At 65.0% G+C, this 20423-nt stretch carries 16 protein-coding genes; 8 read left to right on the top strand and 8 right to left on the bottom strand.

Annotated elements, in window-relative coordinates; genetic code table 11:
* Positions 1–4 precede the first annotated feature (4 nt).
* Both FJ419_RS08275 and FJ419_RS08270 read left to right on the top strand, forming a co-directional pair.
* Complete coding sequence (locus FJ419_RS08275) at positions 5–202, top strand: DUF4169 family protein (protein WP_140689511.1); 198 nt, start codon at positions 5–7, stop codon at positions 200–202.
* 8 nt (positions 203–210) lie between these two features.
* Positions 211–438, top strand: coding sequence for a ribbon-helix-helix domain-containing protein (locus tag FJ419_RS08270; RefSeq protein ID WP_140545388.1), 228 nt, complete (start codon positions 211–213; stop codon positions 436–438).
* Here the strand turns inward: FJ419_RS08270 and FJ419_RS08265 are convergent.
* On the bottom strand, positions 435–2240 hold the full coding sequence (locus tag FJ419_RS08265) for a chloride channel protein (RefSeq protein ID WP_140689504.1): 1806 nt from the start codon (positions 2238–2240) through the stop codon (positions 435–437). The two genes, FJ419_RS08270 and FJ419_RS08265, sit on opposite strands and share 4 nt — an antisense overlap.
* A gap of 171 nt (positions 2241–2411) precedes the next feature.
* Between FJ419_RS08265 and FJ419_RS08260 the strand changes: the two genes are divergently transcribed.
* Positions 2412–2840, top strand: coding sequence for a helix-turn-helix domain-containing protein (locus FJ419_RS08260; protein WP_140689502.1), 429 nt, complete (start codon positions 2412–2414; stop codon positions 2838–2840).
* Positions 2841–3200: 360 nt separating this feature from the next.
* On the opposite strand, the gene FJ419_RS08255 is transcribed toward FJ419_RS08260, so the two are convergent.
* On the bottom strand, positions 3201–7124 hold the full coding sequence (locus tag FJ419_RS08255) for an AsmA-like C-terminal region-containing protein (protein ID WP_140689499.1): 3924 nt from the start codon (positions 7122–7124) through the stop codon (positions 3201–3203).
* A gap of 337 nt (positions 7125–7461) precedes the next feature.
* Positions 7462–8877, bottom strand: a complete 1416-nt coding sequence (locus FJ419_RS08250; protein ID WP_140689497.1) for an FAD-linked oxidase C-terminal domain-containing protein — start codon at positions 8875–8877, stop codon at positions 7462–7464.
* A gap of 153 nt (positions 8878–9030) precedes the next feature.
* On the opposite strand from FJ419_RS08250, the gene FJ419_RS08245 reads away from it, so the two are divergent.
* Positions 9031–9516 (top strand): thioesterase family protein, encoded by a 486-nt coding sequence (locus FJ419_RS08245; protein ID WP_140689495.1) that lies wholly within the window; start codon positions 9031–9033, stop codon positions 9514–9516.
* A gap of 145 nt (positions 9517–9661) precedes the next feature.
* A complete protein-coding gene (locus tag FJ419_RS08240) occupies positions 9662–9859 on the top strand; it encodes a hypothetical protein (RefSeq protein ID WP_140626853.1) in 198 nt (65 codons plus the stop codon).
* Between the two features lie 60 nt (positions 9860–9919).
* On the opposite strand, the gene FJ419_RS08235 is transcribed toward FJ419_RS08240, so the two are convergent.
* Positions 9920–10396, bottom strand: coding sequence for an Lrp/AsnC family transcriptional regulator (locus FJ419_RS08235; RefSeq protein ID WP_140689493.1), 477 nt, complete (start codon positions 10394–10396; stop codon positions 9920–9922).
* Positions 10397–10484: 88 nt separating this feature from the next.
* On the opposite strand from FJ419_RS08235, the gene FJ419_RS08230 reads away from it, so the two are divergent.
* On the top strand, positions 10485–11411 hold the full coding sequence (locus FJ419_RS08230) for a DMT family transporter (RefSeq protein WP_181170646.1): 927 nt from the start codon (positions 10485–10487) through the stop codon (positions 11409–11411).
* A gap of 396 nt (positions 11412–11807) precedes the next feature.
* On the opposite strand, the gene FJ419_RS08225 is transcribed toward FJ419_RS08230, so the two are convergent.
* Positions 11808–12710 (bottom strand): dienelactone hydrolase family protein, encoded by a 903-nt coding sequence (locus tag FJ419_RS08225; RefSeq protein WP_140689491.1) that lies wholly within the window; start codon positions 12708–12710, stop codon positions 11808–11810.
* 239 nt (positions 12711–12949) lie between these two features.
* On the opposite strand from FJ419_RS08225, the gene FJ419_RS08220 reads away from it, so the two are divergent.
* The gene (locus tag FJ419_RS08220) at positions 12950–13387 is read left to right on the top strand and encodes a hypothetical protein (RefSeq protein ID WP_140689489.1); all 438 of its coding nucleotides are present in this window, start codon (positions 12950–12952) and stop codon (positions 13385–13387) included.
* Positions 13388–13406: 19 nt separating this feature from the next.
* Here FJ419_RS08220 and FJ419_RS08215 read toward each other — a convergent pair whose 3' ends face one another.
* Positions 13407–15719, bottom strand: coding sequence for a glucose/quinate/shikimate family membrane-bound PQQ-dependent dehydrogenase (locus FJ419_RS08215; RefSeq protein ID WP_140689487.1), 2313 nt, complete (start codon positions 15717–15719; stop codon positions 13407–13409).
* Positions 15720–15902: 183 nt separating this feature from the next.
* Here FJ419_RS08215 and FJ419_RS08210 point away from each other — a divergent pair, with 183 nt between their 5' ends.
* The gene (locus FJ419_RS08210; protein WP_140689484.1) at positions 15903–18500 is read left to right on the top strand and encodes a UvrD-helicase domain-containing protein; all 2598 of its coding nucleotides are present in this window, start codon (positions 15903–15905) and stop codon (positions 18498–18500) included.
* Positions 18501–18509: 9 nt separating this feature from the next.
* Here the strand turns inward: FJ419_RS08210 and FJ419_RS08205 are convergent, their stop codons facing one another.
* Both FJ419_RS08205 and FJ419_RS08200 read right to left on the bottom strand, forming a co-directional pair.
* Positions 18510–19568, bottom strand: coding sequence for an ABC transporter permease (locus FJ419_RS08205; protein ID WP_140689482.1), 1059 nt, complete (start codon positions 19566–19568; stop codon positions 18510–18512).
* Positions 19565–20356, bottom strand: coding sequence for an ATP-binding cassette domain-containing protein (locus FJ419_RS08200; protein WP_140543322.1), 792 nt, complete (start codon positions 20354–20356; stop codon positions 19565–19567). Before FJ419_RS08200 ends, FJ419_RS08205 begins: the two co-directional genes overlap by 4 nt.
* Positions 20357–20423: the final 67 nt, after the last annotated feature.

The following is a 20423-nucleotide window of genomic DNA, read 5'->3' as shown; positions in this document are numbered from 1 at the left end:
CGCCATGGGCGAGGTCGTCAATCTCCGCCAGGCCCGCAAGCAGAAAGCGCGCACCGAGAAGGAACGCCGGGCCGGCGAGAACCGGGCGCTGCACGGCCGCTCGAACACAGAGCGCGAGCGTGATAGGCTGACATCGCAGAAGGCCGAGAAATTCGTGGCCGGCCATCGCCGGGAAAAACCCGACGACCCTGGCGAGCGCTGAGTCCTGCAATGGCCGCGGTCGAGAAACGTTCGGTAACGATCCGCGGTCACCGCACCAGCTTTTCCCTGGAACAGCCCTTCTATGACGACCTCATCGCCATCGCCGCCGAGCGCTCGCTGTCGCTCGCGGCCTTGGTCGCGGAGATCGACGAGACTCGGACCCGCGACGCAAACCTGTCATCCGCGCTGAGGCTCTATGTGCTGGCCTGGGCCAAACGCGGCGCCGCCGCGCCCTAGACCGCGTTGTCGCTGACGCTTTGTTGCGTCTTGCGCCTTGCGCCAAAGCTCAGCAATGCGGTGCGGTCGCGCTCCTCCGCCTGCTTTTTCGACCTTACCCGCATCATGTCTTTCCAGCCGATATAGCCGACGAGCCGTTCATCCTCGCGTGAGACGACCGGCAGATGCGAGACATTGGCGGTGAGCAGCTTATCGGAAAGCGCCTCCAGATACTCGTCCGGATAGGCGAGCGTGATCTTGCTGCCGGCGAGCAGTTCGCCGAGCGTCGCCTTGCGGTGCTTGCCGTTACGGCGCCAGCGCAGGATCGCCGGCGGATCGATGACGCCGAGCACATGCCCCGCTTGATCGATAACCGGGAAGCTCGGATGCCGCGTGTCCGGAGCGGTCAGGAAGGTTGCCGCGCCATGCAGCGTCATCGTTCCCGGCACGCTCTCGACCTTGGTCGTCATCACTTCCTTGACCCTGGTCAGGGCGAAAGGATCGACCCGGTATTCGCGCACGAGGTGATGCCCGCGCCGCGCGACTTTCTCGGTCAGGATCGAACGCTTCATCAACAGCACGGTGACCGCATGCGCGGTGGCGCAGGCCGCGATCAGCGGCACCAGCACATGCGTGTTGCCGGTGAGCTCGGTGGCGAAAAAGGTCGCGGTCAGCGGCGCGCGCATGGTGCCGCCCATCGTCGCCGCCATCGCCAGCAGCGGCCAGAAGCCGGGGCTTGCCTCGGGCAGGATGCCCGAGAGCACCGCTCCCATCGCGCCACCCATGATGAGCAGCGGCGCCAGCACGCCGCCCGAGGTCCCGGACCCCAGCGCGACCGACCAGATGACGGCCTTTACCACCAGAAGCAGCAGCGCGGCGGTGGCGACGGTTCGGCCGTCGAGCATGTTGGCGATGTTGTCATAGCCGACGCCGAGCGCGTGCGGCTCGATAAGTCCGCCGATGCCGACCACCAGGCCGCCGATCATCGGCCACCACATCCAGTGTATCGGCAGCTTCAGGAAGGCGTCCTCGCAGGCATAGACCAATTGCGTCAGCAGGCCTGAAAGAAGTCCGGCGGCAATGCCGATCAGCACCCAGCCGCCCAGCCCGGCGATCGATGGATCCATGCTGCCCGAGAACGGAAAGATCGGGCTCGGCAGGTGAAGCAGGCTGCGTTCGACTTCCGCAACAATTGCCGCGACGGCAACCGGGATGAAGCTGCGCGGGGTCCATTCGAACAAGAGCAGTTCGACCGCAAGCATGATGGCGGCGATCGGCGTGCCGAACACGGTCGTCATGCCGGCCGCGGCACCCGCCACCAGCAGCGTCTTGCGCTCATTGTCGCTGACCGGCAGCATCTGCGCGATCAGCGAGCCGATGGCGCCGCCGGTCATGATGATCGGGCCTTCGGCGCCGAACGGTCCGCCTGAGCCGATCGAGATTGCCGACGACAGCGGCTTCAGCACCGCGACCTTGGCGTCGAGCCGCGAGCGTCCGAGCAGGATCGCCTCGATGGCTTCGGGAATGCCGTGGCCGCGGATCTTCTCGCTGCCGAAGCGCGCCATCAGGCCGATGATCAGCGCGCCGATCACCGGCACGATCACCGCGGCGAGACCAAGCGGGGTGTCCTCGAGCCTTAGCTCGGCCAGCGAGAACTGGCCGAAATAGGCGATGTTGGTGGCAAGCCGGATGAGCTTCAAGAGCGCGATGCCGGCAAAAAGCCCGGCGGTCGCCACCACCACGGCGATGGCTGCAATAAACAGCACGCGCGGATCGGTCGTGAAGTCGCGAAGATGGCCGTTGCCGGCACGAGCGGATTTCATTTTGGGAGCCTGAACTTTCTGACGGCACGAAGACCGCACGGTTTCAGGTGGCCTCATATCGTAACACGATATAAATCTGCAAGGCTGTTTTCAATCGCTGCGCCGCGTCATTTTGGACAGGGATCGCGACGGCCGGTTGAGCTTTTGCAGGAAAAGACCATAAGTCGGGAAATGACGCCGCCGAAACCACGCTCCGCCATCAGCCAGGCCGACTACCAGCGGCTGTCGCAGTTCCGTTATCTGATCCGCCGCTTCCTCGAATTCAGCCAGGTCCAGGCCAACGAGGCGGGCCTCACGCCGCGCCAGCACCAGGCGCTGCTGGCGATCAAGGGGTTTCCAGGCGGCGGACCGGTGGCAGTGGGCGATCTCGCCGAGCGGCTGCGCATCCGCCACCACAGCGCCGTGGAATTGGTGAACCGCCTTGCCGAGGCCGGCCTGGTCATACGCGATCAGGACAAGGCCGATCACCGCCGCGTCCTGCTGCAGCTCACCCCCTTGGCCGACGATCGCCTGGCCGACTTGTCGGCCGCGCATCTCGACGAGCTTTCGCGCATCGAGCCGATGCTGCGGCGTCTGCTCTCGCGCCAGGAAGAATGCTAGGCGCTAAGATATTCAACTGGTTCCCGACATAGGGATTTTGAACGGTTGTTGAAACCGCCTCAACCTCGTCATTCTATGGCGGAGCAAGGAGCGAAGCGACGCGGCGCAGACCATAGAATCCTGTGACTTGGAAGCGACGCGACGGTGCAGAATTCTGTTCCGTTGCATTCCTTGGCGAAGGTAACGGCATGGATTCCAGGGTCTTCGCGACGGAGCTTCGCTCCTGCTCCGCCCTGGAATGACGATCGCGATGGGCGTCTCGGCCAATCTCCAACGCGTGCCACCTGCCAACGCAAAACAGAGCCGACCGGTCAAATCCGAGTGCTGGGAACTAGATCCGCCCCGTGTGCGGCGTAAAGCTCAGCCGCCGTCGAGCGATTTCAACAGATTGTCGATCGTGAACGGGTTGGCCTTCGGCTTCGCCGGCGCCGGCGCCGAACCGTCGTTGACGCCCGGCAGCGACCCGTCGACCTTGCGCGTTTGCTCGGCCGCCTTGCGCGCTGCGTCCAGCTTCGCCTGCTCCGCCTTCTTGCGATCGGCCTCGGCCTGCGCCTTGGCCGCCTCGTCCGCGGCCCGCTGCTCGGCCTCGGCCTTCGCCTGTGCATCGGCCTTGGCCTTGGCGTCCGCTTCGGCCTGCGCCTTGGCGTCGGCCTCCGCCTTGGCCCTCGCCTCTTCGTCGGCCTTGGCTTTTGCCTCGGCTTCCGCCTGTGCCTGCGCTTCAGCCTCGGCTTTTGCCTTGGCTTCCGCCTCGGCCTTCTGCCGCGCCTCTTCCTCTTGCCGGCGCACCTCCTCGGCCGCCTTGTCGCGCTCCGTCTGCAGCGCCGCGTAATAGCGCACCTCGCGCCGCAGGCGCTGCTTCTCCAGCAGCGCCGCCTGCATCGCCTCGACCCGCTGCTGTTCCTTCTCCAGCGCGCGCTGCGTCAGGAACTGTGCCAGAGGGCCGCTGTCGAACTGGGGCGCGGCCCCGAGCGGACCGGCCAGGCTGAAATTGACGGCCGGCTCGGAACCGACCAGTGCCTCGTCGCCGGGACGATAGGTCAGCGTCCCCTTTGCCGTGACGGTGCTCGTGTTGAGATCGGCGGTCACGTCGGCGGACAAGGTCGCGCCGGGATTGTCGAGGCTGATCGGCGGCACGCGCAGTGTCCCATTGGCGATGGTGAAGGCCACATCGGTGTCGCCAGCGGCGAAGCTGCCGTCGTCTGCGATCTGCGGCGCGAACTCCGCGGTCTTGGCCGTGTCAATATCGCGTCCGATCGCATCGGCCTTGGCGATGATGGCGCCGAAGCCGTCCGGATTGACGCCATCCACTTTCAATCCCTTCAGCGCCGCGGTGCCGGAACCGGACAGGGCGGCAATCATGGCATCGACGGATTTGCCGCTGGTCGACAACGCGGCCGAAAGATCGCCGCTGCCGCCGATGCCGGCGCCTGGCAGGACCGCGGAAAGATCGCTGCCGGCCAGCCTCATTTGGCCGGAGAACAGGCCGGTGCCCTCCGTGTTCTTCAGGTCGAACAGGCCGGTCAGCTCGCCGCCATGGAGCTTCGCCTTGAGGTCGGAAACATGGATGCCTTCGCGGTCGAGCTTCAGCGAGAATGAAGCGTCATGCGCCGTCGCGAAGGGCCCGATGGCGAGCGCCGAGGTGTTGAGATCGAGGTCGGCGTTGAACGGCAGGGTCGACTTCTGGCTGAATGGCGTCGTCGGCCAGCCGCCCTTGGCGGCAGCGAAGGACTGGTCGCCAAACAGCGAGACCGCCAGCGGATCGAGGTCGAGCTCGTCGAGCGCCAGCGCCCCGGCAAGATGCGGCAGACCATCCTTGGCGTCGACGTTGATGTCGCCGGACACCGCCGCCTTGTCGATCGAGCCGGTGAGACCGCTCAGCACCAGCAGCCCATTGCCGAAATCGGCATCGGCCGCCAGCGACGTCGACGTCCCCGTTCCCATGCCGGGCAGGCCTATCCCCGTCGTCATCAGCCACGGCTCGATATCGGCGGCATCGAGATTGACCTTGCCTTTGGCGGTGGGGCCTTGCGCCGTCGAGGCGACTGTTCCGTCGAAGCTTGCCTTGAAATCATCAGCCGTCAGGTTGAAGCTTGTCGCGAGACCGCCGGCGACCGAGCCCTTCGCCGAGACGTCGGTGTTGGCGTGGCCGAGCATGCCGAGCGGCAACGCCGGCAGGCCGTAAAGCGCAAGCAGCGTGGTGGCATTGTCGTTGTGGGCGTTGAAGGTGATCGCCACCGGCGCCTCGGAGAGCCTGCCGACGGTTCCCTTGCCGGAAAGCGAAGCCGAAAAGGCCGAGCCGCCGGCCTTGCCCTGGGCCGAGAGCGCCAGGCCCGTGGTGCCGTCGCCATTGTCGGCGGCGCTGGTCAAGAGATCGATGCGCGCGTCCTGGAACAGTTCGGGATAGGCCGCAGCACGGCTGGCCAGCCCCTTGAGCATGGCATTGTCGGAATAATGCTGGGCCGCGACATCGATCAGGGGCTTGAGGTCCACCGCCACCACGGAAGCGTTGAGCTTGCCGGTCGGGCTCTGCGGGAAATCCTTGACCCGGCCCGTGGCGCTGATCGAGGCGCCGGCCAGGCCGCCGATCGAAAGCCGGTCGATCTCGAGCAGGCCCTCGCGCAGCCGCAGCGCCGTGTCGACGGTGTCGGCGCTGAGCCTGGCAGCGCTGACCGGACCCGCCTTGATCTGGAAATCGAGATCGCGATCCGAAAAGCGGTTGGCGCCCTTGTCGCTGATGAAGATCGAGGCGAACGCCGCGAGCCCGTCCAGATCCATCTCGCCGCCCGTCAGCCGCATCAGCACCGATGGCCTGGCGCCGTCCGGCTGGCTGGAATCGATGCTGCCCGAAAATTTCGCCTTGCCGAGGATGAGCTCGAGATCGCTGAACGACTGCCGGTTCTCGCTGAGATCGACCTTGGCCTTGAAACCTGCCGCGGGCAGCCGGCGGATGGCCTCGTCGACATCCTTCGACAGCCAGGCGGCAAAGCCGGAAGGCTGTCCGACGGCCAGCAGCAACGAGCCGGTGAAGCCGAAATGGTCTTCGACGCTCAACATGCCGTCGGCTTCGAGCGTTGTGCGGCCCGGCAGCGTCGCGGCAAGCGACTTGACCGACCAGCCGCCTTCGGCCGGCTCGGCCGACAGCCGCACGTCGCGCACCGTCGTGTCGCCCGCCACGACCGCCGGCAGCCTGACCTCGACCTTGCCCGGTATGGTCGGCTTCGGCATGTGCTGCAGCGTCCGCTCGAACGCCGCAATGCGCTGGTCGAGCGTGAAACCGGCGCCGGCCCCGCCGACGGCCTCGTCGAACTGCACCTGCGCCCCGCTGGCCTCGACCGAGAAATGCGGCTTCAGGCCGAGATCGACCGATGCCTTGCCGTCGGCGGTATAGGGATTGTCGAGCGGCCCGGTCTCGAAGCGGAACTCGTCGAAATTGAGCTTCTGGTGGTCGAGCGCGAACTTGCCGTTCAGCCGGAAGCCCGGATCGGGCTTGCCGGTGCTGACCTTGACCGGTTCGCCCCCGTTGCCGCGCAGCTCGGCCGAATTTCTGTCGTCACCCGAAATCTTGAACTGGCCGGAATAGACCGCGGCGCCCTTGACGATGCCAGCATTGCCGTCGGCTTCGATGATCAGCGGATAGGCATCGGGGTCCGCTTTCAGCCGGAGCCGCATCTGGCCGTCCGGCTCCACCTTGCCGGTGGAAGCCGAGACGTCGGCTCGCAGGCCGTCGAAGCGCAGCGTTCCGTCCATGCGCCATGGGCCGGTGAGCGCCTTGGCCGAAATCGTCGTGTTGATCTCCGAGATCAGGTGGCTGCGCCCGCCGGCGGCATGGCGCAGTTCGATCTCCCCTTCGGTCACCGACAGCTTCTCGATCGCGATCTGGCCCGGATCGAAGGGAGCCGAGGGCCGGAGGGTCCAGTCGACGGTGCCGTCACCGGCGATATTGATGACGGCTTTCGGGTGTACAAGCCGCATGTCGAAGATCAGCACCTCGCCGCGCAGGAACGGCGCGAGCTCCGCATCCATGGAGAAGGTCTCGACCGTCATCGCCGGCTGGCCCTCCGGCCCGCCCGCGACCTCGACATTCGAGAAGGTCACCGACGGAAACGGCAACAGCCGCGCCGTCGCGTCGCCCTTCACCGTCACCTTGCGGCCGAGGACGGCGCTCGCCTCGCGCTCGAAATCGCCCCGGTAACCCGTCCAGTCGATGAAATACGGCACCACCAGCGCCGCGCACAGCACCAGCACGAACAGGCCACCGAAGATCACGAACAGGCGGGCGAGCATCTGTTTCCCGGGTTGAAAGTCAGCTGCACTCTACCCGCATCCGCGTGTCGATAAAGAGGCAATTCAACGCGCGGCAACGGCCAACGTCTCCAGTTGCGCGACGGCTCGCGGTCGCGATATCTCTTTTGCAGTTTCCCCCCTTCCGGTCACGTCCTTGGCCGCGACAAATCTGAACCCAACACGGAGCGTTCCCGATGTCAGGCAAGAATTGGGACACAGCGCCGATCGACGTGCAGATTTCTCAACGCCGCACACCGGCACGGCCTTCTTCGCGCCGACGCAGCTGATGCTGCAGAAGCTGGCCGAAAGGCTGGGAGGACAGCCGCAGTCCGGCGGATCAGCCCGCCGCGGGCAGGATCTTGCCCGGGTTCATGATGTTGAGCGGATCGAGCGCCTGCTTGATCGTGCGCATGACATCGACGCCATGGCCGAGCTCGTGGCGCAGGAAGCCGACCTTGCCCTGACCGATGCCGTGCTCGCCGGTGCAGGTGCCTTCCATGGCGATCGCGCGCATGTTGAGCCGGGCGACGAATTTCTCGGCAAGCGCGATCTCGTCCGGATTGTCGACATCCATCAGCACCAGCACATGGAAATTGCCGTCGCCGGCATGGCCGACGATCGGGGCGACAAGCCCCATCTCGGCAATATCGGCTTCGGTCTCCGTGACGCATTCGGCAAGCCGCGAGATCGGCACGCAGACGTCGGTCGACAGCCCCTTGGCGCCGGGGCGCAGCGTCAGCGACGACCAATAGGCGTCGTGCCGCGCCTTCCAGAGTTTTGTTCGCTCCTCCGCGACGCTGGTCCACAGGAACGGCCCCCCTCCATTCTCCTCGGCGATCATGCCGAACGTCTCGGCCTGCTCGGCCACGCCCGCGTCGCTGCCGTGGAACTCGACGAACAGGCACGGGCTCTCCGGATAGTCGAGCTTGGAATAGTTTTTCATCGCCCGCATCTGCAGCGCGTTGACCAGCTCGATGCGCGCCACCGGTATGCCCATCTGGATGGTTGCGATCACCGTGTTGCAGGCGGCCTCCAGGCTCGGAAACGGGCAGACGCCACCGGAGATCGCCTGCGGAATGCCCTGCAGCCTCAGCGTCAGCGAGGTGATGACGCCGAGCGTGCCTTCGGAGCCGACCAAAAGCCGCGTCAGGTCGTAGCCGGCCGAGCTTTTCTTCGCCCGCTTGCCGGTCGTCACCGTCTCGCCGTCGGCCATGACGGCGGTCAGCGACAGCACGTTTTCGCGCATTGTGCCGTAGCGCACCGCGTTGGTGCCGGAAGCCCTGGTCGCTGCCATGCCGCCCAGCGACGCATTGGCGCCCGGATCGATCGGAAAGAAGAGGCCGGTGTCGCGCAGGTGCCGGTTGAGGTCCTCGCGCGTCACGCCGGGCTCGACTGTGCAGTCGAGGTCCTGCGGATTGACGGCCAAGATCCGGTTCATGCGCGACGTATCGATGGAAATGCCGCCGCCTGGCGCGTTGGTGTGGCCCTCGAGCGAGGAGCCGACGCCGAAGGCGATCACCGGCACCCGGTGGTCGGCGCAGGCGCGCACGATCTCCTGCACGTCCGCGGTCGTCTCGACGAAAGCGACGCCGTCCGGCGCCTGGGTCGGAATATAGGTGGTGGTGTGCGCGTGCTGGCCGCGTATCGCCTCGCCGGTCTGGAAGCGCTCGCCGAAGCGCTGCTTGAGGATGCCGAGCACCGCGGCGATGCCTTCCTCATTGCGTTCGACGGGGTTGAGGTCGCTCAAAGCCATGAATTCCTCCGCGAATGGACCAGCAGCCACGCTTGTAGTGCAGCTATGAATGATGCCTAAAGCAATCCTAGGAAAAGTGCCAAGCGATTAGGCTCGGCGACTTCACCGTAGCCTTCCGTCCGCCTTGTCCAGCGACCATCGAGGAAAACCAAAATGACGATCCCCGCACCGATCATTTCCGGCCCAATGGCGATCGAGAAGGAATGGATCGACTATAACGGCCATCTCAACATGGCCTACTACAACGTGCTGTTCGACCGCTGCTCGGACCAGGCGTTCGAGCTGATGGGCATGGGGCCGAACTACGCCAAGGAGCGACGCCTTACCATCTACACGGCCGAAGTTCACGTCTGCTACGTGCAGGAGTTGCACCTCGACCACAAGGTCAACGTCTCGTTCCAGCTGATCGATCATGACGAGAAGCGGCTGCGTGCCTATCAGGAAATCCGCCACGTCGAGGGCTGGCTGGCGGCGACGTCCGAATCGCTATCGCTGCATGTCGACATGGAAGGACCGAAGGTCGCTCCCTTTCCCGCCGACGTGATGGCCCAGGTCGAGGCCATGCGCGCCGCTCATGCCGGACTGCCGATGCCGGAGCGCGCCGGCCGCTCGATCGGCATCAAGCGCAAGAGCGCTTGAAAACCCGCTCGCCCGCGTTAACCTTACCAAGGTTTTAACGTGAACAAGTCGGTTGAGTCCGTTGAACGACTCACTGGCGCGTTCGAAAACCGCCGTACCGGGTTTGCGCGGGGGCGGCTGGCGGAATGCGGTGCGAGGATAGTGCATGAAAACCGACATCAACGTCGAAGTGGAGCGCTTGGCGGCCGATCCACGCATCACCGACTATGATTTCTGGCGATCGCTGAAGAACGTCAACAACGAGATCTTCCACATCGCCAACAACAACGAACCCATCCCGTTCGACATGATCCGCTGGCGCGTGATTCTGAAGCAGGCGCGCATGAAGCGCGGCCACGCTTGATCCCTCGTCGCTGCCTCATCCTTCCTGACCAGTCATAGCTGCCGAGTCATAACCGCCGAATCATGGCTGCTTGAACCCGCACAGCGGCGAGCGCGGCTCGACCGGTGACGACTGGATGATCGCGGTGTTGGTCATAGCATAGGGAATGATCCGGTCGATCACCCGCTCGAGCTCGCTCACCGAGCCGACATGGGCGAGCGCAATGAAGCAGTCCTCGCCGGTCACGCGGTCGCATTGCGCGATTTCCGGCAGCTCGCGGATGATGTCCGCCACCACGGAAAGCTGTCCCGGCACCGGCCTGATCCTCAGCCATGCGGACAGCTTCATGCCGAGAGCGGCCGGATTGATCCTGACCGTATAGGACTCGATCACGCCGTTGTCCTGCAGCTTGCGGATGCGCTCCGCCACGCTCGGCGCCGACAGCCCGACCGCGCGCGCTAGCTCCGCCGTGCTGATGCGCGCATCCTTTTCCAGGAGCCGCAGGAGCTTCAGATCGATCGCGTCCAGATCGACATTTTCACTTCGAAGGTTTTTCAAACCAAACCTCTTCCATCAGAAAGAAAAGCGTCAATCACGCCATTCATCACACATGTAATCCGCGGGTTTCGCCTGCGATAATGCTCGCATGAAAACGCAAACGCAAATTCCTGCTGCAAACCGGGCGGCCGCCGATGCGCACGCCGCCCTCGCCGGCCCCACCATGCTTGCTGGAATGGCCAACGCGTTGCCGCCGCATGTCTGGTTCTGCGTCAGCGCCGTGTTCCATTATCTCGGGCCGGCTTTCGCCGTGCTGCTTTTCGCTCAGGTCGGCGTGCTCGGCATGGCCTGGCTGCGCATCGCCACCGCCGCCCTTGTCTTTGCTCCCCTGACCAGGCCCTGGCGCGTTTTCGCCCGCGCCGATCGCCCTCAGCGACTTCTGCTGCTGGCTTTCGGCGGCTGCCTGGCGGTGATGAACTGCTCGTTCTACCTGGCGCTCGACCGGCTGCCGATCTCGCTGGTGGCGGCGATCGAATTCGTCGGCACGATCGCGGTCGCGCTGGTTGGCCTGCGCAGCCGGCGCAACTTTGCCGCGCTCGCCATTGCCGTTGTCGGCACCTTGCTTCTCATCGACGTGAAATGGTCCAGCGATCCGGTCGGCTTGTTCTGGGCCTTTTTGAACGGCGCCCTGTTCGTCGGCTACATCGTGATCGGTCACCGCGTCGCCCAGGCAGGCATCGGCATCGCCGGCCTCGGCGCCGCCATGGCGGTCGCCTTCCTCATCGTGTTGCCCATCGGCTTTCGCGAGGCGCTGCCCGCCTTCGCGTTGCCGCAACTGCTCGGCGCCGCGATCGGTGTCGGCATCTGCTCCTCGGTCATCCCCTACATCTGCGACCAGCTCGCCATGGCGAGGTTGCCGCGCGCGAGCTTCGCATTGATGCTCTCGCTCCTGCCGCTCACCGCAACGCTGATCGGCGTCATCGTGCTGCGCCAGGTGCCAAGCGTTACCGACTGCATCGGCATTTCGCTGGTGATCACAGGGGTGGCCTTCCACAAGCCGGCGGCAAACGCCTAGTAGCACTGCGCAGGACCTTGACCGGTCGGCTCTGTTTGCGTTGGCAGGCGGCATGCCTTGGAGATTGGCCGAAACGCCCATCGCGAATCGTCGTTCCAGGGCGGAGCAGGAGCGAAGCTCCGTCGCGAAGATCCTGGAATCCATTCCGTTACTTTCGCCAAGGCGTGCAACGGAGCAGAATTCTGCACCGTGGCGGCGCTTCCAAGTCACGGAATTCTATGGTCTGCGCCGCGTCGCTTCGCTCCTTGCTCCGCCATAGAATGACGAGGTTGGGGCGGCTTCAACCAATCCTCGGCGCCGTTTCCGTGAAACAGTGAAACGCCCTGGTTCTCCGACACATGGATTTTGAAAGGTTGCCGTTTGTCACTCTTCCTGGAATTGCTCTGGACCGCTCGGCTAGGCCAGCTTCTCCTTCAGGAAAGCCACCGTCCGGCCCCAGGCGAGGTCGGCGGCCTTCTTGTCATAGCGCGCGGCCGAGGTGTCGTTGTTGAAGGCGTGGTTGGCACCCTCATAGACATAGACCTTGTATTCGACATGGGCGGCGTCGAGCGCCTTCTTATAGGCGTCGATGCCGGCATTGGTGCGTTCGTCCAACCCGGCATAGTGCAGCAGCAGCGGCGCCTTGATCTTTTGAGCGTCCTCGGCCTTGGGCTGCATGCCGTAATAGGCGACGGCGGCGCTGAGATCGGGCGCATGGACGGCGAGTTGGTTCACCGCGCCGCCGCCCCAACAGAAGCCGACCGCCGCGACCTTGCCGTTGCCATCCTTGATGCTCTTGAGGTAGGCGATCGTCGCAACGCCGTCGGCGGCGACTCTGGCCACGTCGAGCTTGGTGAACATGTCGCGGGCCTTGTCCTCGTCGGAGGGCGTTCCGCCAAGCGGCGACAGGAAGTCCGGCGCCAACGCGATGAATCCCTCCAGCGCCACGCGCCGGGCGACATCGCGGATATGCGGGTTCAGCCCCCGGTTCTCGTGGACGACGATGACGCAGCCGAGCTTGCCTGACTGGTTCGCGGGCTTGACCAGATAGCCCTTCATCTCGCCGCTTGAGCCGGGATAGGTGATGTCCTCGCCCTTAACGCGGCTGTCGTCCTCGGCGACGATCGCTGCCTGGGCGGAATTGGCCGCCAACATCGGCGCGATCGCGGCCGCCGCGGCACCCGAGCCCGCCAGCTTCGTCAACTGCTCCATGAAGCGGCGGCGGTCGAGCGTCAGATGCGTGTATTCGTCATAGGCGTCGATCATCGCCTGGGTGATGACGGGCTGCGTGATGGCGGGCTTGGCAACGGGTTCGGTCATGGCTGTCCTCGACGACGATTGGCAGATCGATCCGCAAGATAGGGTCGAGAATCGCACGATCCAGTCACGCCCCGGTGACGATCCCTGTAGAGGTCTGGCGCCGACCCGTCGCTCAGCCGACAAGCCCGGCTGATTCATCACATTTTGGTCATTTCCGAAAGGCTTGATGGTGCTGTCACATTAGGACGTGAAGTTGCCGGATCGGCTTCACCGATACGAATGACGAAAAGGGGAATGCCATGAACGTCCAGGATATCATCGACACCGTTTCCTCGAAGGCCGGCCTCGATGAGCCGACCACCGAGAAGGTTGTCGGCACCATTTTTTCCGTGCTCGAGCATGAGGCTGAGGGCACCAGCGTTTCGTCCTTCTTCGACCAGATCCCCGGCGCCGATGCGTTGGCCCAGAAATATGACGTGATGGCCGCCGGCGCGACGGCCAATTCGGGCGGCGGACTTCTGTCGTCGCTGCAGGGCGCGCTTGGCGGCGTGCTGGGCGAAAAGGCCGGCGCGCTGATCAACGGCATCGCCGCGCTCAAGGCGTCCGGCCTCGACATGGCGCAAATCCGTCAGGCCGGCGAGACCTTGATCAAGCAGGCCGAGCTTGCCGCCGGCCCCGACCTGACCAATCAGGTGCTGGACCAGGTGCCCAGCTTGCGCGGTCATCTCGGGCTTTGAGGCCTGACACCGCCCTGTCCTATTTTGGCAGCGTGTAGGCCATCACGTAATCACCCGGCTTCGTGCCGACCGAGCCGTGCCCGCCGGCGACGATGACGACGAACTGGCGGCCGTCGGCCACCGTATAGGTCATCGGCGTCGACTGGCCGCCCGCCGGCAGCCTCGCCCGCCAGAGCTGCCTGCCGGTGGTGAGGTCGTAGGCCCGAAGATAATCGTCGACCGCGGCGCCCAGGAAAGCGACGCCGCCAGCCGTGATCATCGGCCCGCCTATGCCTGGAACGCCGACCTTGAGCGGCAAAGGCAGCGGCGTCATGTCGTAGACGGTGCCGTTGCGGTGCTTGTAGGCGATGTTTCCCGTCTTGAGATCGACGCCGGCGACATAGCCCCAGGGCGGCGCCTGGCAGGGAATGCCGAGCGGCGACAGGAACGGTCCCATCACCACCGCGTAAGGCGCGCCCTCGTTGCGGTTCAGCCCCTGCTCGCTGCCCTTGGTGTCGCCCGGCGGCGGCACGTCCGCGCGCGGGATGAGCTTCGAGGTGAAGGCGAGGTAGGTCGGCATGCCGAACATCACCTGCCGCACCGGATCGACCGCGACGCCGCCCCAGTTGAAGACGCCGAAATTGCCGGGATAGATCAGCGAGCCTTGCAGCGACGGCGGCGTGTAGCGTCCCTCATAGCGCAGCTTCTTCAATTCGATCCGGCACGCCAGCTGGTCGAACATGGTGATGCCCCACATATCCGCACCGGTCAGCGGCCTGGGATTGAAGGACAGGTCCGAGGCCGGCTGCGTCGGCGAGGCATGATCGCCCTCGATCGCGCCGCCGGGCGCCGGCACGTCCTTCACCGGGATGATCGGCTCGCCGGTGCGCCGGTCGAGCACGTAGAGATCGCCCTGCTTGGTCGGTCCGACCAGCGCCGGCACGACGCCGCTCGCCGTGGTGATGTCGACCAGCGACGGCTGCGCCGGCACGTCCATATCCCACAGATCGTGATGCACAGTCTGCCGTACCCAGCGCAATTGTCCGGTGTTGAGGTCGAGCGCGGTGATCGAGGAGGAGAATTTCTCGACATTGGCGCTGCGGCCCATGCCGAGTTGGTCCGGCGTCTGGTTGCCGAGCGGAACGTAGAGCAGTCCCAGCTTCTCGTCGGCGCTCGCCGTCGACCACATATTGGGCGAGTTGTGAGTGTAGGTTTGCCCGGCGGGCAGCGGCGTCGTCACATCGGGATTGCCGGAATCCCAGTTCCACAACAGCGCGCCGGTGCTGGCGTCAAAGGCGCGGATGACGCCGGACGGTTCCTCGGTCGAATAATTGTCGTTGACCGCGCCGCCGACGATGATCTTGCCGCCGACGATCAGCGGCGCCGACGTCGAATAATAATAGCCCGACTTCGGATAGGGCATGTTGGCCATCAGGTTCAGCGTGCCGCCCTCGGCGAAGGACGGACACACCTGCCCGTTCGCGGCGTCGAGCGCGATCAGCCGGGCGTCGGAGGTCGGCAGGTAGATGCGCGCGGCGCAAGGCTGGCCGGAGGCGATCTTGGCGTCGGCATAATAGGACACGCCGCGGCAGGTCTGATGCTGGCGGTTGGGGTCGAGCTTGATCTTCGGATCGTAGCGCCACTTCTCCTTGCCGCTCGCGGCATCGATGGCGATGGCGAAATTATGCGGCGTGCAGATGAACAGCGCGTCGCCCACCTTCAGCGGCGTCACCTGATAGGTCGTCTCGCCGATATCGTCGGGGCCTTTCACGTCGCCGGTGCGATAGGTCCAAGCAGGCTGCAGCTTGGCGACGTTGTCAGGCGTGATCTGGTCGAGCGGCGAATAGCGCTGGCCGAAGGGCGTGCGGCCGTAGAACTGCCACTCGCCGGCCGGCATGTCGCCGCCGAGATTGGCGGCCGTCGCCGCCTTTTCGGTGCCCAGCGTGCCGCCGATATCCATGGGATCGGCGGTCATCGAATAACCGGCGACCGCGAGCGAGGCAAGCACGGCCAGGATCAGCGGCGCGCGTCCGTCCGGCCCGAGCAGCCCCCGCCTTGCCCACGGCGTCAGCAGCCACAGGGCGATGAGCACGATGACGCCGCCGCGCGGGCTGAGCTGCCACCAGTCGAAGCCGATTTCCCAGACCGCCCAGGATAGCGTGGCCAGTACGAACAGCGCGTAGAGCCAGAGCGAGGTCGACCTGCGCCTGAACAGCAGCCAGGCGGTGATCAGGAAGACCAGGCCGGCGATCAGGTAGTACCAACTGCCGCCCAGCGCGATGAGCCAGATGCCGCCGCCGCCGAGAATGAGACCGATGAGGAAGAGGACGAGGGAGGTGATGGTGACAGCCAAGACGGTGCTCCTTCGACTGTTGCGCCTTCGCGGCCGCTTTCAGGCGACGGCGAGCCGTCCCTGCCCTGCCGGCAGCTTTCCCTCACCCGCTCCGGCTGTCAAGTTGCGGCCAGACACGCGAAAACTAGAACAAAACGTAGACAGTTCTGGTCTTTCGCTGCCGAATCACTACATTCGGGAGCGATGTCGGGCTTTTCCGAGGACATGCCTTTTTTCGATGAACCGAATGCGCGGCCCGCTGCGGCCCCATCCGGCATAGCCGCGCGCGCCATGGCCGCCCGCAGCGGCCAGAACGGCGTGCCCGATTATCTCAAGGGCCTGAACCCGGAGCAGCGGCTCGCCGTCGAGACGACCGAAGGCCCGGTTCTGGTGCTGGCCGGCGCGGGCACCGGCAAGACGCGGGTGCTCACCACGCGCATTGCCCATCTCCTTGCCACCGGCAGGGCCTTTCCCTCGCAGATCCTGGCCGTCACCTTCACCAACAAGGCCGCGCGCGAGATGAAGCAGCGCATCGGCATCCTGATCGGCGAAGGCAATGTCGAGGGCATGCCTTGGCTCGGCACCTTCCACTCGATCGGCGTGAAGCTGCTTCGCCGCCACGCCGAGCTTGCCGGGCTGAAATCGGATTTCACCATTCTCGACACCGATGACGTGGTGCGGCTGATCAAGCAACTGATCCAGGCTGAGGGGCTGGACGACAAGCGCTGGCCGGCCAAGACCTTCGCCCAGATGCTCGACAACTGGAAGAACAAGGGCCTTGGCCCCGATGAAATCGCGGAAGGCGATGCGCGCAGCTTCGGCAACGGCAAGGGCCGCCAGCTCTACAAGGCCTACCAGGAACGGCTGCAGACGCTGAACTCCTGCGACTTCGGCGACCTGCTCTACCATCCGATCCGCATCTTCCGCGCCTATCCGGATGTGCTGAAGGACTACCACCGCAAGTTCAAATACATCCTCGTCGACGAATACCAGGACACCAACACCGCGCAGTACATGTGGCTGCGGCTTCTGGCGCAGAGGCCCAATTCTGGGCGCAAAGGCGCTGACGCCGGCGGCAGGCCAATCTCCCCCCAAGTGGGGGAGATTGGAGCCAGTGCCGTAAATATTTGCTGCGTCGGCGACGACGACCAGTCGATCTATGGCTGGCGCGGCGCCGAGGTCGACAACATCCTGCGCTTCGACAAGGATTTCCCGGGCGCCACCATCATCCGGCTGGAACGCAACTATCGCTCCACCGCGCATATTTTGGGCGCCGCCTCGCACCTCATCGCCCATAATGAGGGCCGCTTCGGCAAGACGCTGTTCACCGACCGCGACGACCCCGAGGACGACAAGGTGCATGTCCACGCCGCCTGGGACTCGGAGGAAGAGGCCCGGGCCATCGGCGACGCCATCGAGGCCTATCAGCGGCAGAAGCATAATCTCAACGACATGGCGATCCTGGTGCGCGCCTCCTTCCAGATGCGCGCCTTCGAAGACCGCTTCATCACGCTGGGCTTGAACTACCGCGTCATCGGCGGCCCGCGCTTCTACGAGCGCCTGGAAATCCGCGATGCATTGGCCTTCTTCCGCGTCGTCGCCAATGGCGGCGACGACCTCGCCTTCGAGCGCATCGTCAACGTGCCGAAGCGTGGGCTCGGCGAAGCCACCATCCGCCAGATCCACGACACGGCGCGCGCCATGCGCATCCCCATGCTGGAGGCTGCCGCAACGCTCGCCGAAAGCGACGAGCTGAAGCCGAAGCCGCGCGCGGCGCTGCGCGAGGTCGCGGCCAATTTCGAGCGCTGGCAGAAGGCGCTGGAAACCACCCCGCACACCGAGCTCGCCGAGACCATCCTGGAGGAAAGCGGCTACACCGACATGTGGAAGAACGACCGTTCGGCGGAGGCGCCCGGGCGGCTGGAAAACCTCAAGGAGCTGATCCGCTCCATGGAGGAGTATGAATCGCTGCGTTCCTTCCTCGAGCACGTCGCGCTGGTGATGGAGGCCGAGCAAGGCGAATCGCAAGATGCGGTCTCGATCATGACGCTGCATTCGGCCAAGGGCCTCGAATTCGAGACCGTCTTCCTGCCTGGTTGGGAGGAAGGCCTGTTCCCGCATCAGCGCGCGCTGGACGAAGGCGGACGCTCCGGCCTCGAGGAAGAGCGCCGGCTCGCCTATGTCGGCCTGACGCGCGCCAAGAAGAACCTGCATATCTGGTTCGTCTCCAACCGCCAGATTCACGGCCTGTGGCAATCGACGATCCCGTCGCGCTTCGTCGACGAATTGCCCGAAACCCATATCGATATCGCCGACAGCGGCAACAGCTACGGCGGCTACGGCAATCCCTATGGCGGCGGCTCGTTCGCTTCCGGGCGCGGCGGCGGCCGGCAGAACCCCTACGGCGCCTCGCGCTTCGACAATATCGGCGCCAAGGACCAGGGCAGCTTCTCCAACACCTATGCGACGCCCGGCTGGCAGCGCGCGCAGGCGAACCGCACCGAGGCGACCGACCGCAACTGGGGCACCCGCTCCGGCCACCAGGTCGAGCGTATCGGCTATGGCGAAACCGACTCAGGCTACGGCGCCGGCCGCACCTCGGTGAAGGGCCGCACCATCGAGGGCGAGCTGGTCGCCAAATCCGTGGCCGACACGCCATCCGCCTTCAATGTCGGCGACCGCGTCTTCCACCAGAAATTCGGCAACGGCAACATCGCGGCCATCGACGGCAACAAGCTCACCATCGACTTCGACAAGGCCGGCCAGAAACGCGTGCTGGACGGGTTCGTCGCGCCGGTGTGACCGGCCTCCTCACCTGTACCGCGCCTGGTTCCACTTATGCCCGAGCAGCGACAGGATGATGATCAGCCCGTTGAAGAACTGCACGTAGAAGCCGCTCAGGCCCGCCGCGACCACGCCGGTCTGGATGAACGACACGGTGACCGCGCCGATCGCGCCACCCACCACGGTGCCGATGCCGCCCCAGGTCGGCGTGCCGCCGACGAACACCGAGGCCAGCACGGGCAGCAGATAGCCGTCGCCCGCCGTCGGCCACCAGGTGAAATTGATCATCACCGAGAAGGTGCCGGCGATCGCCGCGCCGATGCCGACGAAGACGAACACCTTCACCCGAACCCATTTGACGTCGATGCCCATCTGTCTTGCGCTGTCAGGATTGTCGCCGACCACTTTCACCTGCGCGCCGAAGCGATGCCGGTTGTAGAGCAGCGCCGAGAAGACGACGAAGACGATCGCCCAGAAGATCTGCACCGGGATGCCCCAGATCTGGCTGGAGAATATCTTGTACGCCGAGCTGTCGGCAAGGCCGGTCAGCGCCGTCGACCTGCCTTCGTTGATGATCTGGATCAGGCCGCGCAGCAGGAAGTTCATGCCGAGCGTGGCGATCAGCGACGACAGGCCGCCATAGACAACCAGCGAGCCGACCAGGAAGCCGAGCAGCGTGCCGGTGACGAGCGCCGCCGCGATGCCGATAAACGGATCGTAGCCGGCCTGCACGACCAGCGCGAAGACCCAGGAGGCAAAGCCCATTGTCGCGGGAAACGACAGGTCGATCTCGCCGCAGGTAACGACGAAGACCAGCGGCACGACCACGAACAGCGCCACGGGAAGCGTCGTCAACACCGAGCTGTAGAGATACCAGGTGGTGAAAACGGTCGGGTTGGCGATCATGAACACCGCCATCATGACAATGAACACCGCGAGCGTGCCGAGCGAGGCGCGATTGTCGAGGACGAAGCCGCGCAGCCAGTGATTGGACGGATGGCTCCATTCCTTGGCCGGTCCCTTGGCTATCTTGCCGCTTGCCGTTCCCAGAGGCGTTTGCAGATCGGGTTCCATCGCCTTGCTCATTGCGCTCCCTGCTCCGCGTCCTCATGCAGTCCCGGCAATCCGCCGGGGTGTGCTACGTCTTCCATGAAGTTGATGAGATCTTCTGCCGACTTGACCTCGTTGCGGTCGGCCGCGAGCGCCACCTTGCCGCGGTCGAGCACGACGAAGCGGTCGGCAATGTCGAAGACATGGTGAATGTTGTGCCCGATGAACAGGATCGACCGGCCGCTTGCCCGAACCTGGCGCACGAAATGGAAGACCTTGGCGGTCTCGGTCAGCGACAGCGCCGTCGTCGGCTCGTCGAGGATGATCAGTTCCGCCTGCTTGTAGATGGCGCGGGCGATCGCCACGCCCTGGCGCTCGCCGCCGGAAAGCTGGCCGACGATCGAGTGCGGCGTGAACACCTTCGAGGTGAAGCCGATCTCGCGCATCAGCCGGCTCGCCTCCTCGATCTCCTTGTCGACCTTCAGCCAGCCCATGAAGCTGGTCAGTTCGCGGCCCATGAAGATGTTGCGCACGATCGTCTGCTGCACGGCCAGCGCACGGTCCTGGAACACCGTCTCGATGCCGGCGTCGCGCGAGCGCGCCGCGCTCCACCCGGTGACCGGCTTGTCGCGCACCAGGATCTCGCCGCTGGTCGGCTTGACCACACCGGACAGGATCTTGATCAGCGTCGACTTGCCGGCGCCGTTGTCACCGATAAGGCCGACCACTTCGCCGCGGTCGACGCTGAGGTTGACCCCGCCCAGCGCATAGACCTGGCCGTAGGATTTCTTGATGTCGCGCAGTTCGATGATGCGTTCGCCCATGCGATCCTCGCTTGCAATGTCTGTTCGGCGGCCTCGTCGCCGGCGGTCCAGCCGGCCGGGGCAAGCC

It is taken from the genome of Mesorhizobium sp. B2-6-2 (genome assembly GCF_006440615.1).
Classification (GTDB): Bacteria; Pseudomonadota; Alphaproteobacteria; order Rhizobiales; family Rhizobiaceae; genus Mesorhizobium.
This window is presented reverse-complemented; position numbering and strand designations above follow the sequence as displayed.

Coding starts and splice junctions, on each gene's coding strand:
- FJ419_RS08220 (WP_140689489.1), top strand. CDS start 12,950: ATGAACGTCCAGGATATCATCGACACCGTTTCCTCGAAGGCCGGCCTC.
- FJ419_RS08200 (WP_140543322.1), bottom strand. CDS start 20,356: ATGGGCGAACGCATCATCGAACTGCGCGACATCAAGAAATCCTACGGC.
- FJ419_RS08255 (WP_140689499.1), bottom strand. CDS start 7,124: ATGCTCGCCCGCCTGTTCGTGATCTTCGGTGGCCTGTTCGTGCTGGTG.
- FJ419_RS08275 (WP_140689511.1), top strand. CDS start 5: ATGGGCGAGGTCGTCAATCTCCGCCAGGCCCGCAAGCAGAAAGCGCGC.
- FJ419_RS08245 (WP_140689495.1), top strand. CDS start 9,031: ATGACGATCCCCGCACCGATCATTTCCGGCCCAATGGCGATCGAGAAG.
- FJ419_RS08210 (WP_140689484.1), top strand. CDS start 15,903: ATGTCGGGCTTTTCCGAGGACATGCCTTTTTTCGATGAACCGAATGCG.
- FJ419_RS08205 (WP_140689482.1), bottom strand. CDS start 19,568: ATGAGCAAGGCGATGGAACCCGATCTGCAAACGCCTCTGGGAACGGCA.
- FJ419_RS08230 (WP_181170646.1), top strand. CDS start 10,485: ATGAAAACGCAAACGCAAATTCCTGCTGCAAACCGGGCGGCCGCCGAT.
- FJ419_RS08265 (WP_140689504.1), bottom strand. CDS start 2,240: ATGAAATCCGCTCGTGCCGGCAACGGCCATCTTCGCGACTTCACGACC.
- FJ419_RS08260 (WP_140689502.1), top strand. CDS start 2,412: ATGACGCCGCCGAAACCACGCTCCGCCATCAGCCAGGCCGACTACCAG.
- FJ419_RS08240 (WP_140626853.1), top strand. CDS start 9,662: ATGAAAACCGACATCAACGTCGAAGTGGAGCGCTTGGCGGCCGATCCA.
- FJ419_RS08250 (WP_140689497.1), bottom strand. CDS start 8,877: ATGGCTTTGAGCGACCTCAACCCCGTCGAACGCAATGAGGAAGGCATC.
- FJ419_RS08270 (WP_140545388.1), top strand. CDS start 211: ATGGCCGCGGTCGAGAAACGTTCGGTAACGATCCGCGGTCACCGCACC.
- FJ419_RS08225 (WP_140689491.1), bottom strand. CDS start 12,710: ATGACCGAACCCGTTGCCAAGCCCGCCATCACGCAGCCCGTCATCACC.